The sequence below is a fragment of the Macrococcus equi genome (genome assembly GCF_047426745.1).
Lineage (GTDB): Bacteria > Bacillota > Bacilli > Staphylococcales > Staphylococcaceae > Macrococcoides > Macrococcoides equi.
In genome coordinates this window covers 1,714,440-1,729,830 of sequence record NZ_CP179732.1, presented here as the reverse complement: position 1 = coordinate 1,729,830, position 15,391 = coordinate 1,714,440, and the positions used below count along the sequence as shown (strand labels likewise).

Sequence of the window (15,391 nt, the reverse complement as noted above, 5' to 3'; positions counted from 1 at the left end):
ACTTTAATATATTATACGATACCATATTTTTGCTTTAACTTGAGAATTTTTTCAACATTTTCATCAATTATTTTTTCACTAATATTACCGTTCTCTACCTGCTTTTTTAAATATTGAATTTGCGCATCAATATCCCCTGTATTTGAACCAATTAAGAGCATCGTCTCCCCTGCATTTAAGGCATTTGATAATGCATCTTCACGCGAATACTCATTTGCGATAGCACCCATTGCTAAATCATCTGTAATAATAACACCTTTATAGCCGAGTTCTGTTTGCAGAATTTCCTTAATCATCTTACGACTCATTGAACTTGGATATTTAGCGTCTATCTGCGGAAACAAAATGTGGCTTACCATCACCATATCGATATCATCCTTGATAGCCGCTTTAAATGGTTGAATCTCGTTATTTAATAATCGCTGTTTATCCATCTGACTTAATGGTAAACTATCATGACTGTCAACAAATGTATCACCGTGTCCTGGAAAATGTTTTGCACTAGTAATGATGTTCTCATCATTGATACCACGGTTGAAAGGTAATCCGTACTTAATAACCTCCTGATATGTGTTACCAAAACTTCTGTCACTAATTACTGCATTAGCCGGATTACTCCATATATCTAGTGACGGTGCGAAATCAACATTAAATCCAAGTTGATTTAAATGCTGACCAATATATCGTCCTTTTTCATAAGCAAGTTGCTCACTACCTTTATTCCTAATTTGATATGCTGGCTCAATATTTGGAATCTCATCGGGAAATCGATTTACTCTTCCACCTTCTTGATCTACAGCGATAAACATCGGAATTTTTTTATAATGACTAGAAATTGACTGAGTCAACATTCGCGTTTGGTTTGTACTCTGTATATTATTTTTAAATAATAGTACACCGCCAATATTTAAATCGTTATAATGCGTGAGCGTATCGTTATACGATGTCCCTTCAAACCCTAATATAAAGTGCTGAGCAATTTTTTCTTCAAGTGTTAGATGATCAATGGTATAGGGAATCATAGATACCTGATTTAAAGGTTTTACACCGAAACCTACTGTATTCAATGTATTATAAGATTGTTTACAACCCGATAAGTAATACATCGAAATAATTAAAATGATTAAAAAAACATATTTTTTAGCCAATCAAACACACCCTATGCTTCATTTTTAGTTCTATAACGTAATCATTATAAACAAAAAAACGCCAAAAACAAAATAAAGCCCGGAATCATCAATCGATGAAACCGGGCTAAAACTTAATAAGCACTTCTATCTTTCATTTGAATATTTTGATTACGTTCAGTTAATGCCTGATTTAAATCAAACTCATTCTTGAACACAGAGACTTTATTTTCTCCAAATCGATACATGATAAAATCGTTGCCACGCTTTCCAATTAAAAAATCGTCATTATATCCCATTAACGATAATCCAGAGACATCCATAAACTCTTGTTTATCCATAAAATTGAATGCATTTTTAACTTGAGAAAGCGGAATGTTTCTAAATAAAGCATTATCTTCTAAGGTGTATGTATTTGCATTTTTAACCGTTTCATTAGTGACTTCTACTTGATTTTGATTCATCATGGGATTCGTCTGAAAAATAAAATAAACCATAATACCTATAACAATAAATAAACTTAATTTAATTAATCTTCTTATTAACCTAAACATTCAATCCCCTACTTTCAACCTTAATATTACAAGGAATTGAAAAGAGATTCATCGGTCCTGAGATTGATTCATAACCATTACAATAAATTCATATGTTGTTCCTTCAATGGTCTCAAAAAATCTTTTTTGTTCAATAAAACCCATCTTTTCATATAAGCGAATACCACGTTGATTAAATGCTGCAACGGTCAAACGAAACTTAAAGCTGTCACCATAATAGTTCATGATCAACTTAATAAATTGTCGGCCATATCCATGTCCAATAAAATTAGGGTGTAATGCAAAACCAATATCAATCATATCATCGCAAATTTCATATTCATCATGCATACGTGCGCTATCTCCATCACAAAAGAAGCCAAATATTATGTCATTTTTAAAAATGACATAATAATGTCCATTCAAAAAAGTCTCAATAACATAAGGATCTTCATTTATATTGTAGAATTCATATCCTTCACCAAAATCCCATGTACTGATTTGTTCAGCAATATTGCGATTCATCGCTGTAATATGGAAATCAATCAACTTATCACCTTACTCCTGATTGTAATGCATACATTTTAGCATAGATTTTATCTTTCTGAATAAGTTGTTCATGCGTTCCTCTCTCTGCTATTTCACCTTTATCAAGCACAATGATTTCATCAGCATGTTTAATCGTTGACAAACGATGTGCAATAATGAAAGTCGTGCGACCATCTTTTAATACATCCATTGCGTGTTGTATTATAGATTCTGTTTCACTGTCAATATTAGCAGTAGCTTCATCCAAAATTAATATTTTGGGGTTAAAAGCCAGTGCACGAGCAAAAGAAATCAACTGTCTTTGACCACTAGATAACGTTGATCCTTTTTCAACAACTTCTGTATCAACGCCGTTCTCTAAATGTTGTAATACTCTATCTCCTCCAACCTTCTCTAGTGCAGCGACTGCCATTTCACGTGATATACGTGGATCGTCTAATGTGATGTTTGATAAAATCGTTCCAGAGTACAAATATGGATCCTGAAGGACGATACCCATATGCTGTCGCATGGATTGTTTGGTCACTGTAGACGTATCAATACCATCTATCATCACTTGACCATATGTTGGATCATAAAATCTAAATAATAGATTCATGATAGAACTTTTCCCCGATCCCGTATGTCCTACCAAGCCAATCGTATGTCCTGGCAATGCATTAATATCAATATTTTTCAGCACAAGTTCATCTTCTTTGTAACCAAAGGAAACGTCATTAAATATGACATGCCCTTTACACTCAGATAATACATCAGCTTCTTCTAATTCGGCTTGTTCGTCCATCATTTCAAATACACGATTACTTGAAACTCTTGCCTGCTCTAATACACTTAACTGATTAACCATATTAAACATTGGATTAAACAATCGTGTTAAATAATCGACAAGAATATACATCATTCCTGCAGTTAGAACAGTATGATGTGATAAAAAGGATTGCCCAAAAATATATATCATGATTAAGAAAACCAATGAACGTATAAATCCCATAAGATTGTGGCTCGTTAATGAATCAAGCTGAATAATTTTGCTATAATTTTTCAGATATTCTTCGTTTAATGCATCAAACTCACGTTGAATCTTTTTTTCCTGATTAAATGCTTGAATGATAGGCATACCATTGATAGATTCATTCAGCATTGCATTCATATCACTGTTACGCTCCCGAACAATATTATTATAACGGTCACTTATTTTTCGATAGATAAATAACCAACCAAATAGTAGCGGTACAACGATTAATGCAACAAAACCAACTTTAACATTGAAATAAAATATAGCTATGATAATCCCTGTGATATTCGTAATGCCAGATATATAAGCAGGTAACATAACTGTGAATAGCTCTAAAATCGTCTGAGTATCATTTGTAATTCTAGCAACGACTTTCCCTGCAGGTAGATTATCAAAGTATTTAATTGGTAATTTTTGAACATGACTGAATAGTTCCGTTCTTAAATGCCTTATAACGTTCGAACCTGCAGTCTGAAAATAAATCGTCTGATAATAACTTAAAATTGCATACATCAGTGCAATAATGAAATAAATAGCTAACAGTAAAAGAATTGGCTTCATTTGAATTAGCCCTTCTGTCGCTGTTTTTATATAGTGATCTATAATATACATTCCTATTATAGGGCCAATTAGCTCTGTAACAACAGAAAAGAATAAAAGGATAAAACCAATAAAAAAGAGTTTACGTTCTTTTTTAGCTTGCAGATATAGACGTTTCGTCGTTGACATCTTATTCACCTCCTAACTGTTGTCGATCAAATTGTGATTTATACCATCCATTATTCTTGATTAAATCATCATGTTTACCAAATTCAATAATTTCACCGTTATCTAATACAATAATTAAATCCGCATGTTGTACTGCTGATAAGCGATGTGTCGTAATAATAGTTGTCTTACCATATCTAGAGGCCTGAATGTTTTTAATAATTGCAGTTTCAGTTTTTGCATCAACCGCACTCAGAGAATCATCGAGTATTAATATATCAGGATTTTTAATCATTGCTCGTGCAATCGAAATACGTTGTTTTTGCCCACCTGAAATCGCTATTCCTTTTTCTCCAACCAAAGTCTCAAGACCATGCGGTAGCCTCTTAATATCCTCGGTGAAATTTGCTAAGTGAACTGCTTCATCAATTTCAGCATCAGTTGCATCATCTTTACCAAATTTTATATTTTCTTTGATTGATTTAGAAAACAGTATATTTTCCTGAGAAACGTAACCTATTTTCTTTCTTACTTCTACCTTTGATAACTGATTCAAATTTAACCCACCAATCTTCACAAAACCTTCACCCATAGGATATTCCTTTAATATCTGCTTAATTAGGGTGGTCTTACCGCTACCTGTAGGACCAACAATACCTAATGTTTCCCCGGCATTTAATTTTATATTTATATTTTTTAGGTTTCTTTTTGAACTTGTCGGATATTTAAATGAAACCGCCTGAAATGTAACGTTATGATCATTAGGTATAAGTGAGACATTATCCTGCATCACATCTTGTGTATCCAATGTTTCCATCACACGGTCGAGTGAAGCATTACCTCTTTGCATAATATTAAATAATAAACCTATCGCGAACATTGGCCAAACTAACATATTTAAATAAACGTTAAATGTTATTAATTCACCGACAGAGATTTCACCTAGATTAACAAGATAGCTACCGTAACCAAGACTAATCATAAAGCTTAGTGAAGTAACTATAATAGTTATCGGTTTAAATAAAGCATCAAGTTTCTCAACATGAATAAACTTATTTACAACATCAGCAGTCATATTTCTAAATTGTTGAACAAGTTGTTGTTCCTGTGCAAATGCACGTGTTACTCGAACACCTTCAATCGATTCAAGTACGCTATCATTCATCTCTCCAAATGCATCCTGACTAATCATATAGCGTTCATGAATTTTTTTACCTAAGCGTTGTTCAATATATGCAAGCATCGGTAAAGGGATTAATGCTGCTAATGTTAATTTCCACGATATAGCGATGGTCATCGTCGCGATGATTGTCAACATATAGGTTGTACTATCAACTAAAGTGAGAATACCAAATCCAACTGTCTGACGAATCGCACTTAGATCGTTGGTTGCTTTTGCCATCAAATCACCTGTCCTATTTTTTTCATAGAATCCAGGACTCATGGTCAGAAACTTTGCCATCATTCTTCTTCGCATAATACTTTCTAAAATTTGTGATCCATTAAATAATAAATAGCGCCACAAGAAATTAATAACATAGCTTATCATCAGAGTGATAGAAAATATGACAATAATCCATGTGAACTTATCTTTCGTTAATGTCTTTAATTGAATATAGTCAATCGTTTTACCGATTAACCATGGCGGAATAATCTCCGTGATATTTGCACATAACAGTAAAATGATAGCTATGATATACCGCTTCTTTTCCTGTTTAAAAAACCAGCTTAACTTAAATAAAACATCTAACATATAAATCCTCCTTTTTTACCCAAAAAAATACACATACTCAAATATTGAGCATGTGCACATTTTTGAGTGGGTAAGCTCCCACAGTGAAACTACATCAGCGCAGAGTAATTTTTATAAATATACGCTAATATCATTCGATTGCAGGAGGAAATTGATAATAATGCTGTGATTTTGAATAATAATAAGTATTGTTCATGTTATTTCCTCCTTCCTTAATTAAGTTGTTTTAATCATAATTTAATCTTCAGAAAATTACAATAGTTTATTCTAAAAAATTTCGCTTTTCGAATTATTTTTACATTAAATTTACAAAGTTTAATAATCCGCTTGATACAAAATATTAAATTTATTACGGTCAACATGTTTAAGTCTTTTTAAATCTTTATACAGCTGTTCAATATAATCAAAATAGATATAGCCATAATCGTAGTTGCCAAAGAATGGTCCATAATAAACAGGGAGTAATTGCTCAGCAACTGTTGCATTCTGACGAATAGCACTCACCTTAAACATGAGATGCGCTATATCTTCTTCTGAAATCCTTATACTACATGGATTATCAAGATTATATTTCATATCAAAATAGCCATGTAAAGCATTGAACTTTCTAAAATATGAAAACTCTATCATTTCATTCGTCTGTTTATCCTGTAAGTAAATATACATATCAAGACCCATTATAGTTGCCCTCTTTCTTTTATGCTGATGAACTCCCCATCACCAATAATAATATGATCTATCAAATCAATCCCGATTAATTCACCGACATTGACTAACCTTCTAGTCACTTCAATATCTTCATAGCTTGGTTCTGCACAACCTGAAGGGTGATTGTGCACTGCTATTATATTTGCAGCGCTACGTTTTATTGCCTCTTTAAAAATCTCTCTTGGATGAATAATCGATGCATTAAGTGAGCCGATAAAAACGGTTTGTTCATGAATAACGACATTCTTAGTATTTAACATGAGAATGATAAAATGCTCCTGTGTTAGATAACGCATGCGTTCCATCAATAGTTCAGCAACACATTGGGGTGATTTAATACGAATTTTTTCTTCCATAGAATGCGTATGCATGCGTTTAGCAAGTTCAATGACGGCTAAAATTGTAGCAGCTTTTCTTTCTCCAATTCCTTTAATCTGTGTTAATTCCTGCAACGTTAAATATCTTAATGCCTTAATACTATCAACTTGACCAAGCAGATTGTCAGATACTTTATATACAGATTCATCCCGTACCCCACTGCCGATAATCAATGACAGTAATTCCTGATTCGTCAGTTTATCCGCACCATAAATCATTAAACGCTCTCTAGGTTTATCGATATCTAAAGCAAAATCAATCATCAAAAAAATCCTCCAAAATACAATTTTTTAATTGCATCATATAAAATGAGCACTACAAAAAATGCTGCCGTGATAAAAGGTACGAGCGGCATTCTCTTAATATTTGTCTTATAGCTTAAAAAAACAATACAGGCACTGCCACCTATTAAATAAGTGACAAAAAATAGTGAAATAAAAAATGGAATAGGTAAAAAGATCAGCAGTATTGAAAATAATTTAATATCCCCATATCCAATACTATGTGTAAGAAAGAAAAAGAGATGAAGTAGCAAGACAATTAATACTTTATAAAAAATCATTGTAAAGTTGATGTGTTGACTTTGATTGAAACTCAAAAATAAAGTATTGATAAATAATACAGTGAACAATATGAATAACATTAAATTAGGTATTAACATATGCTCAGTATCGTAAATAGCAAGTGGAATGATAATGATTGCTATTGTGCACAACAGAGCAATATCCAGCACCTGATTATAACTAATTAAAATAAGAGCAGCCCCAGTCAAACATTCACAGAGCAAATATTTAATCGATATTTTTTGCTGACAATATCTACAATATCCACGCGTCTGTAAAAACGATATGACTGGTATTAAATCATACCACTTTAAATTTTGACAACATGCATCGCACCTAGATTTACGTAGCAGGCTTTGTTCCTCGTAGGTCAGACACATCATAAAGGACCCTATGATTGAACCTATTATGAACCAAATAATTATCAGTAAGCTATCACTAAACACGACTTCCTCCTTTCGATATGGATATATTGACTATAAAATATAAAAAAATTGTTGTAAAAATGCAGCAATTTAATATCTCCATGATTTTAAAGTAAAAAACTCAAAAAAAAGCCTCAAAATTAAAATTCTGCGAAAACTTATTGCAGATTTTTAATTTTGAGACTTTTTTACCATATTAAAAAATATAGGCATACAGGATTAAACTTGACAAACATATTACTACCCAAACTAGTGATATTTTCCAGACAAATTTTAACCATCTAGTATAAGGAATACCGGCAACAGCCAGTAATCCCATAAGAGATGCTGAAGTTGGAATAATATTATTACTGATAGCATCACCGTATTGAAATGCAAGCACTGCCACTTGGCGATTAATATGTAGTAAATCACTAATCGGCACCATAATTGGCATTGTTGTCATTGCCTGACCTGATCCTGATGGTATGAAGAAATTTAAAATTAGCTGTGTAATGAACATTGCGATGACAGAGAATGCAGTGGGAAGATGATCAATAAAATCTGTCATGTAAAAGACAATCGTATCAATAATCTTGCCAGACGTTAATACAACTACGATTGCTTTAGCAAATCCTACAATGATTGCGCCAAATAATATATCTTTCATTCCTTCAAGTAGTGCATCAAACGTACCGTTCCATCCGAGTCCACCAATTATTCCGGCAAGTATACCCATTAGCAGAAAATTTGCACTCATCTGTGATAAAAACCAATCATATTTAAAGATACCAAATACATTTATTACAATTGTCAGAGTTAACAGGAGTAATATTAATGCATGTCGTTTACGAAAAGAATTAAATTTTGTATTTAAAACATCTTCACTCATCGTACTTCGACTATCAACATCAATATCACTTAATAAACTTTTCGACGGATCAGTTTTTACCTTTTTGGCATAATGCATTACATAATAAATACCTGAAAAAAGAACTAAAATATATACCGCTGTTCTAAATCCCCAGCCAGAAAACAACTTAACTTCTGCTATCTTCTGAGCGATTCCAACAGTGAAAGGATTGATCATACCTCCCAGAAATCCTATACCTGCACCTAATGCAATCATACTTGCACCGACCATGGCATCATAACCAAGTGCTGTTGCAAGTGCAATTCCAATAGGTACAAAAATAATTGTTTCTTCACTCAACCCAATTGAAAAGCCTAATATACTAAATATGATCATAGTAATAGGAATCAACCATTTCCCTTGCTTTCCAATTCGGTTCATTAAAGCATTTACACCTGTCGTAATCGCATCTGTACGGTGTATAATTCCAAAGGCGCCTCCCACAATAAAGATGTAGAAGATAATTTCAGCTCCTTCAATCAATCCTTGTGGTACTGAACGAAAAACATCTATCGGTTTTGCAGGCGTCTGCTTGACTTCATGATATGAACCATCAACTACTACATTCTGTTTTTTTATAACTTCTCTATCAAACTCTCCAGCCGGTATAACATATGTTAGAATTGCTGCCAAGGCAACAATTAGTAATAACAGCAAATATGTATGCGGCATTTTTAATTTTTTCTCCATTATTCACCCTCCTTTGGAAACGTATTCCCTAAATTTCTGAATTTTCTACATAAAAAAACAAAGAATCTGAATATTCTCAGCATTCTTTGTAAAAATAATTTTATTTATCTTGTTTTATTTTATCTTTCACTGAACTTATAAAATACAAGCTACCTGTCACGAGCAGTAAATCGCCATCGTAGTCTTTTATAAATTGTGCATAATCTTTAATTTTAACTGTTCTTTCATGCTCAACGTTTTCATACAATGTGTCAACGGGTAGTGCTTTCGGAAAATCGAAGGTCGTCACATAAAATGTTTCAGCTATATGCTCAAGAGATTTCAGCATTTTTCCGATCGGCTTCCCATCGATTGCAGAAAATAACACGTCAATCTTTCGATCTGGATAATATTGCTGCATTGTTTCTACTAGTACATCAATAGATTCTTTATTGTGAGCACCATCTAAAATAATCGTTGGATGCTGTTGTATCTCTTCAATTCGACCTGTCCAGGTCGTTGCTTCTATTGCATCTATTGTTTTGTTAAAATTCAACATGATCATGCCACGGTCAAACATTTCAAGTAAAGTTGCAATAGCAAGTGAAGCATTTTCCTGCTGATGTTTTCCGATCATCTTCAACTCAATATTTTCTAGTTCATAATCTTTATATCGAAACGTAAATTCCTTCCCATTAGATAGACAATGGAAATCACGGTCAAGCTTAATTCCTTTTGCATGCTTCTCTTCTACTACATCATTAATATAAGCTTTTGCATCGTCATTTTTTACTGCATATACCAGAGGAACTCCAGTTTTAATTACACCGGCTTTTTCTTTTGCGATATCAAGGTATGAGTCTCCGATAATATTCGTATGATCAAGACCAATACTCGTCAAAATGGTCATCATCGGCATAAATACATTCGTAGAATCATTTTTGGCTCCAAGACCCGCTTCAACGATAACAAAATCAACTGGATGAATCTGACCAAAGTACACAAACATCATCATCGTGATAATTTCAAATTCTGTGGCTACACCTAAGTCCGTTTCAGCATCAAGCATTTCACTTACCGGCTTAACAATACTCACTAATCCTACAATCTCATCATTGGTAATCGGGTATCCGTTTAAACTGATACGCTCATTAAATGTTTCTATATAAGGAGATGTAAATGTACCGACAGTATAGTTGTTAGCCATCAAAGCATTTTTTAAATAACTGACTGTTGATCCTTTACCATTTGTTCCAACGACATGTATACCGTTGATTTTTCTCTCAGGATGATCAAGTCTTTCTAGCATCCATTCCATACGTTTGATTCCAGGCTTAATTCCAAACTTATAACGTTCATGAATCCAGTATAAACTTTCTAAATAATTCATAAGATTACTTCCCGTTCAATTGATTTAAGCGAGCCTCTACACTATTATATTTCTCAGTATAAAGTGCTTGTTTTTCTTTTTCTTCGTTAATAATTTTTTCAGGTGCTTTTGATACAAACTTTTCATTGCTTAATTTCTTATTTACACGCTCTAACTCTGAAGCCCATTTTTTTAGTTCTTTCTCAAGACGTTCAATTTCTTTTGCCATATCAATCAAACCTTCTAATGGAAGCACCACTAGTCCGCCAGTCACAGCAGTTGTCATAACTTCTTCTGGCATTTCAATATCTTCAGCAATAGTCAGAACACTTGGATTACAGAAACGTTCGATAAATGGACGTTCTGTTTCCAGACGTGCCGCAATATCTGCATTGTTTGTTTTAATCATCATTGGAATTTGTTTGCTCATTGGTGTATTCACTTCGCTACGTGTATTACGAACCGCGCGAATAATCTCCATGAGTTGTTCCATATCTTTTTTACTTTCTAAGTTAGAAAGTTCTGGACGTACAACCGGCCAGCTCGCTGTAACGATTGAATCGCCTTCTACAGGTAAGTTTTGCCAGATACTTTCTGTAACAAATGGCATAAACGGATGCATCATGCGCATAATATTATCTAACGTATACGCTAGGATAGAGCGTGTCATTTGTTTTGCAGATTCATCTTCACCATTCATCGGTATCTTACTCATCTCGATATACCAGTCACAGAATTCATCCCAGATGAAGTTATAAAGCACACGACCAACTTCACCAAATTCATATTTATCGGCTAAGCGTGTAACTTCTTCAATCGTTTCATTTAATCGTGTTAATATCCATTCATCAGCTAATGATTTTTTACCTTCTAAATAGATATCACTTGCTTTAAAATCATCACCAATATTCATTAAGCTAAACCTTGATGCATTCCATATTTTATTGATGAAGTTCCATGTTGATTCAATTTTTTCTGTAGAATAACGTAAATCCTGACCTGGTGTTGAACCTGTTGCTAAGAAATAACGTAAACTATCTGCACCGTATTGTTCGATTACATCCATCGGGTCTACACCATTCCCAAGTGATTTACTCATTTTACGCCCATCTTCTGCTCGGACTAATCCGTGGATTAATACTTCATTAAATGGTTTTGTCCCGGTAAACTCAATCCCCTGGAATATCATACGTGCTACCCAGAAGAAGATAATATCATATCCTGTTACCAGAACATTTGTCGGATAAAAGCGTTTAAAGTCATCAGCATTTACATTAGGCCAGCCTAGTGTTGAGAATGGCCATAATGCACTTGAGAACCAAGTATCTAAAACATCTTCGTCCTGAGTCCAGTTCTCTATATCTTGAGGTGCATCTTTTCCAACGTATAATTCACCCGTTTCATTATGGTACCAGGCAGGAATTTGATGTCCCCACCATAATTGGCGCGAAATACACCAGTCATGTATACCTTCCATCCAGCGATTGAAAGTACCCTCAAAACGTGGCGGCACAAAGTCAATTTTCTCTTCTGTTTTCTGGAAGTCTAAAGCTTGTTCAGCAAGAGGAGCCATTTTTACGAACCATTGCTTAGAAAGATATGGCTCAACAATCGCCCCACTTCTTTCACTATGTCCTACTTGATGCAAATGTTTTTCAATTTTAATCATCAGACCTGCATCTTCTAAGTCCTTGACTAAAGCTTTACGGCATTCAAAGCGATCCATTCCTGCATATTTACCTGCTAATTCATTCATTGAACCGTCTTCGTTCATCACATTTATACGTTCTAAATTATGTCGATTACCAATCTCGAAGTCATTCGGATCATGTGCAGGCGTTACTTTCATCGCACCACTTCCAAACTCCATCTCTACATAATCATCACCTAATATTGGTAATTCACGTTCCACTATCGGTAATATAACATGTTTTCCTATCACCGCTTTATAACGCTCGTCTTCTGGATGTACAACAACAGCAGTATCACCCAGTAGTGTTTCAGGACGTGTCGTTGCAATCTCAATATAGCCTGAGCCATCAGCATATGGATACTTAATGTGATAGAATGCACCTTCTACTTCTTCATGTATAACCTCTATATCACTTAATGCTGTACGTGCTGCCGGATCCCAGTTAATAATACGTTCTCCGCGATAGATAAGCCCTTTTTCATACATTTTAACGAATACTTCTTTAACAGCTTCACTTAATCCTTCATCAAGTGTAAATCTTTCACGCGAGTAATCCAGACCTAATCCAAGCTTTGCCCATTGACTGCGGATAAATCCTGCATATTCATCTTTCCATTCCATCGTATGTTCTAAAAATTTTGTACGTCCAATATCATGTCTTGAAATACCTTCTTCACGTAATTTCGCCTCAACTTTTGCTTGTGTCGCAATACCGGCATGGTCCATACCTGGTAAATATAATGTATTATAGCCTTGCATACGCTTAATACGTGTAATAATATCTTGCAGAGTAGTATCCCAAGCATGTCCTATATGAAGTTTTCCAGTTACGTTTGGTGGTGGAATAACTATTGTAAACGGCTTTTTATCATTATCTTCTGTCGCTTTAAATAAACCTTTATCTAACCACTCCTGATAACGACCTTGTTCAACTTGTTTAGGATTATATTTTGTCTCCATAGTATAGCCTCCAAAATTTTTGTTTTAAACTTTCCTACAAAAAAATCCCGTCCTAAACAATAGGACGGGATGACCGTGGTACCACCTAAATTCAGCAAAATGCTGCACTTATAGATTAACGCTCTTAACACGTGTATACCTACTGAATTCAATATACATTCAACATTCAGGCTACCTTCATTTAATGTCAATATGCATTTTCACCAAACATGCACTCTCTAATAAATCCATTAAACTACTCTTCCTGTAGGAATATTTAGTTATAAGTATTGTATAAGATTATGTTTATACTGTCAATCGACTTCACGATGTGAATGAGCCTCTGATTTTTTTAGATACCATGCCATCAGTGGTGTGATTATCAGCAATATAAAAAAGATGCGAAAGATATGAAAACTTGAAATCATAGCAACATTTGCACCCGTTTCAAGAGCAACGATGATAATTTGTGCCATACCTCCGGGTGCAGCACTCAGGAATAAATCATTAAAGGTATGTTTAGACATGCCAGTAAATAAGACACTAAAAATGATTGCACTGACAATCAATAAAACATTTTGAACAAATATACCTGCAAATAATCGTTTACTTAATTGATGCGATAGATTATACATTTGCAGTCCAATTTTTATACCAAATAAAACTTGAGCAAAATTAATTAGTGGCATTGGTACAGTGAAATTAAGTCCAGTCGTTAAATTCCATAATAATATAGCAATAACCGGACCTAACATATCCGGAACCGGAAAATGAATTTTCTTTAATATAAAAATGCTAACCGCAATCATACACAACACGAATATAATTTGCTCAGGATTCAATAGCTGGTAAATTTCTTCTGCTGTAGATAAATGAGGATGCAATTGTTTTTCGCTGGTGAAACTTGATATAAAGGGTACAAGCATGATGACAAATAATAGACGGGATGTTTGTGTCATTGTAACAATCAATATACTGGCATGCTTATTTTCATCAGCCAGGACAATCATTTGATTCAATGCGCCAGGAATAGAAGCTAGTAATGCTGTCTCTGTCGAACATCCTACAATTTTTTTAAATAGAGAAGAAATAGTTACTGAACTGATAATAATCAGGATACTTAGCGTTACGATAGAAACAAAGTCATTTGCGATATCACCAAGGATTTCTTTTGTAAACGTGACACCAATCTGCGCCCCTAAAATGTATAACCCAATTTCTCCTAACCACTTTGGCCAATGGTAATCTAATGGAGTAAATCTCTTTAAAAAAAGTGCAGCGCCAATCGGCCCAAATAACCATGGTAGAATCATGCCAATATTATTAAGCAAAAGTCCAAATATAAAACTTGTAAGAAATAATAATAGGTAACTCATCATCATCACTTCCAATTTATCTTTAAATATTACTATATAAAAATTTTGAAAAATATTCATCTATTTTGTGCAAAGAAAAAAGGACTCATGATGAGTCCTATCATTAATTATCCAGCTAAATCAAAGTTTGTGATTGTAGCTAAGTCAAATGTTTTAACTGAAGCTTCTTCTGTTGTCGCTTTTTCAGTTGTAGTTTCTGAATCAGTTTTATCTTTATCGTCTTTATCATCTTTTGTTGCTTTTTCTTCTGTTGTCGCTTTGTCTTCAGCTTTGTCATCGTCATCTTTATTGTTACAGAAGCTTAATGCAAGGATTGCTAATAAAGCTAATAACAATAATGGTAATAACCAAGCCCATGGACTTTTCTTTTTAGGTTCTCTTTCGATATGATCATGACGTACGCGATCATGCTCTTCAACTACAACTTTATCGTGGTGGTCTCCTTCACGAACTTTACGGCCGTCTTTGTATGTATCTCCATCAGCCTGATGTGTAACGTGTGTTCTGTTACGATCTGTTTCAGAATTATAGATTACTTCTCTGTCTTGATTATTTCTGTTGTTATCGTTTTTGTTTGACATGATAACTACCTCCGCTTATTAGTTTAGTGTAATTGAAAATTAATTACATAAGTAAGATAGCCTTAATTAATAATATATAAACATTTTATATGCAAAAAATTTTCACAAATTGC

Annotated in this window: 13 protein-coding genes and 1 other annotated feature; all 13 genes read right to left on the bottom strand. The window is 33.9% G+C overall.

The features are described from left to right. Positions 1-11: 11 nt before the first annotated feature. Positions 12-1,148, bottom strand: coding sequence for a glycoside hydrolase family 3 N-terminal domain-containing protein (locus ACMGE6_RS09070; RefSeq protein WP_414053528.1), 1,137 nt, complete (start codon positions 1,146-1,148; stop codon positions 12-14). A gap of 113 nt (positions 1,149-1,261) precedes the next feature. Further along, entirely contained in the window at positions 1,262-1,681 is a 420-nt protein-coding gene (locus tag ACMGE6_RS09065) for a DUF4930 family protein (protein WP_414053527.1), read from the bottom strand. Between the two features lie 48 nt (positions 1,682-1,729). Continuing rightward, entirely contained in the window at positions 1,730-2,209 is a 480-nt protein-coding gene (locus ACMGE6_RS09060) for a GNAT family N-acetyltransferase (RefSeq protein WP_414053526.1), read from the bottom strand. Positions 2,210-2,213: 4 nt separating this feature from the next. Continuing rightward, on the bottom strand, positions 2,214-3,953 hold the full coding sequence (locus ACMGE6_RS09055) for an ABC transporter ATP-binding protein (RefSeq protein WP_414053525.1): 1,740 nt from the start codon (positions 3,951-3,953) through the stop codon (positions 2,214-2,216). A 1-nt stretch (position 3,954) separates the two neighbouring features. Continuing rightward, positions 3,955-5,685, bottom strand: coding sequence for an ABC transporter ATP-binding protein (locus ACMGE6_RS09050; protein ID WP_414053524.1), 1,731 nt, complete (start codon positions 5,683-5,685; stop codon positions 3,955-3,957). Positions 5,686-6,000: 315 nt separating this feature from the next. Then, on the bottom strand, positions 6,001-6,363 hold the full coding sequence (locus ACMGE6_RS09045) for a hypothetical protein (protein WP_414046179.1): 363 nt from the start codon (positions 6,361-6,363) through the stop codon (positions 6,001-6,003). Then, the gene (gene radC / locus ACMGE6_RS09040; protein ID WP_414046178.1) at positions 6,363-7,034 is read right to left on the bottom strand and encodes a RadC family protein; all 672 of its coding nucleotides are present in this window, start codon (positions 7,032-7,034) and stop codon (positions 6,363-6,365) included. The genes ACMGE6_RS09045 and radC overlap by 1 nt, the downstream gene beginning before the upstream one ends. Continuing rightward, positions 7,034-7,780 carry a prepilin peptidase gene (locus ACMGE6_RS09035; protein WP_414046177.1) on the bottom strand — a complete coding sequence of 249 codons (747 nt, stop codon included), beginning with the start codon at positions 7,778-7,780 and terminating at the stop codon, positions 7,034-7,036. The genes radC and ACMGE6_RS09035 overlap by 1 nt, the downstream gene beginning before the upstream one ends. Before the next feature lie 175 nt (positions 7,781-7,955). Further along, complete coding sequence (locus ACMGE6_RS09030) at positions 7,956-9,341, bottom strand: YfcC family protein (protein WP_414053523.1); 1,386 nt, start codon at positions 9,339-9,341, stop codon at positions 7,956-7,958. Positions 9,342-9,441: 100 nt separating this feature from the next. Continuing rightward, entirely contained in the window at positions 9,442-10,710 is a 1,269-nt protein-coding gene (locus tag ACMGE6_RS09025; RefSeq protein WP_414053522.1) for a bifunctional folylpolyglutamate synthase/dihydrofolate synthase, read from the bottom strand. A 4-nt stretch (positions 10,711-10,714) separates the two neighbouring features. Further along, positions 10,715-13,342 (bottom strand): valine--tRNA ligase, encoded by a 2,628-nt coding sequence (locus tag ACMGE6_RS09020; protein ID WP_414053521.1) that lies wholly within the window; start codon positions 13,340-13,342, stop codon positions 10,715-10,717. A gap of 57 nt (positions 13,343-13,399) precedes the next feature. After that, positions 13,400-13,602 (bottom strand) — a binding site (T-box leader). A gap of 33 nt (positions 13,603-13,635) precedes the next feature. After that, the gene (locus tag ACMGE6_RS09015) at positions 13,636-14,697 is read right to left on the bottom strand and encodes an AbrB family transcriptional regulator (RefSeq protein ID WP_414053520.1); all 1,062 of its coding nucleotides are present in this window, start codon (positions 14,695-14,697) and stop codon (positions 13,636-13,638) included. Positions 14,698-14,804: 107 nt separating this feature from the next. Further along, positions 14,805-15,278, bottom strand: coding sequence for a hypothetical protein (locus tag ACMGE6_RS09010; RefSeq protein WP_414053519.1), 474 nt, complete (start codon positions 15,276-15,278; stop codon positions 14,805-14,807). Positions 15,279-15,391 lie beyond the last annotated feature (113 nt).

Bases quoted from the DNA above. Each gene is read 5' to 3' on its own strand.
- radC (WP_414046178.1), bottom strand. From the start codon at position 7,034: ATGATTGATTTTGCTTTAGATATCGATAAACCTAGAGAGCGTTTAATG.
- ACMGE6_RS09045 (WP_414046179.1), bottom strand. From the start codon at position 6,363: ATGGGTCTTGATATGTATATTTACTTACAGGATAAACAGACGAATGAA.
- ACMGE6_RS09020 (WP_414053521.1), bottom strand. From the start codon at position 13,342: ATGGAGACAAAATATAATCCTAAACAAGTTGAACAAGGTCGTTATCAG.
- ACMGE6_RS09025 (WP_414053522.1), bottom strand. From the start codon at position 10,710: ATGAATTATTTAGAAAGTTTATACTGGATTCATGAACGTTATAAGTTT.
- ACMGE6_RS09030 (WP_414053523.1), bottom strand. From the start codon at position 9,341: ATGGAGAAAAAATTAAAAATGCCGCATACATATTTGCTGTTATTACTA.
- ACMGE6_RS09010 (WP_414053519.1), bottom strand. From the start codon at position 15,278: ATGTCAAACAAAAACGATAACAACAGAAATAATCAAGACAGAGAAGTA.
- ACMGE6_RS09055 (WP_414053525.1), bottom strand. From the start codon at position 3,953: ATGTCAACGACGAAACGTCTATATCTGCAAGCTAAAAAAGAACGTAAA.
- ACMGE6_RS09050 (WP_414053524.1), bottom strand. From the start codon at position 5,685: ATGTTAGATGTTTTATTTAAGTTAAGCTGGTTTTTTAAACAGGAAAAG.
- ACMGE6_RS09065 (WP_414053527.1), bottom strand. From the start codon at position 1,681: ATGTTTAGGTTAATAAGAAGATTAATTAAATTAAGTTTATTTATTGTT.
- ACMGE6_RS09015 (WP_414053520.1), bottom strand. From the start codon at position 14,697: ATGAGTTACCTATTATTATTTCTTACAAGTTTTATATTTGGACTTTTG.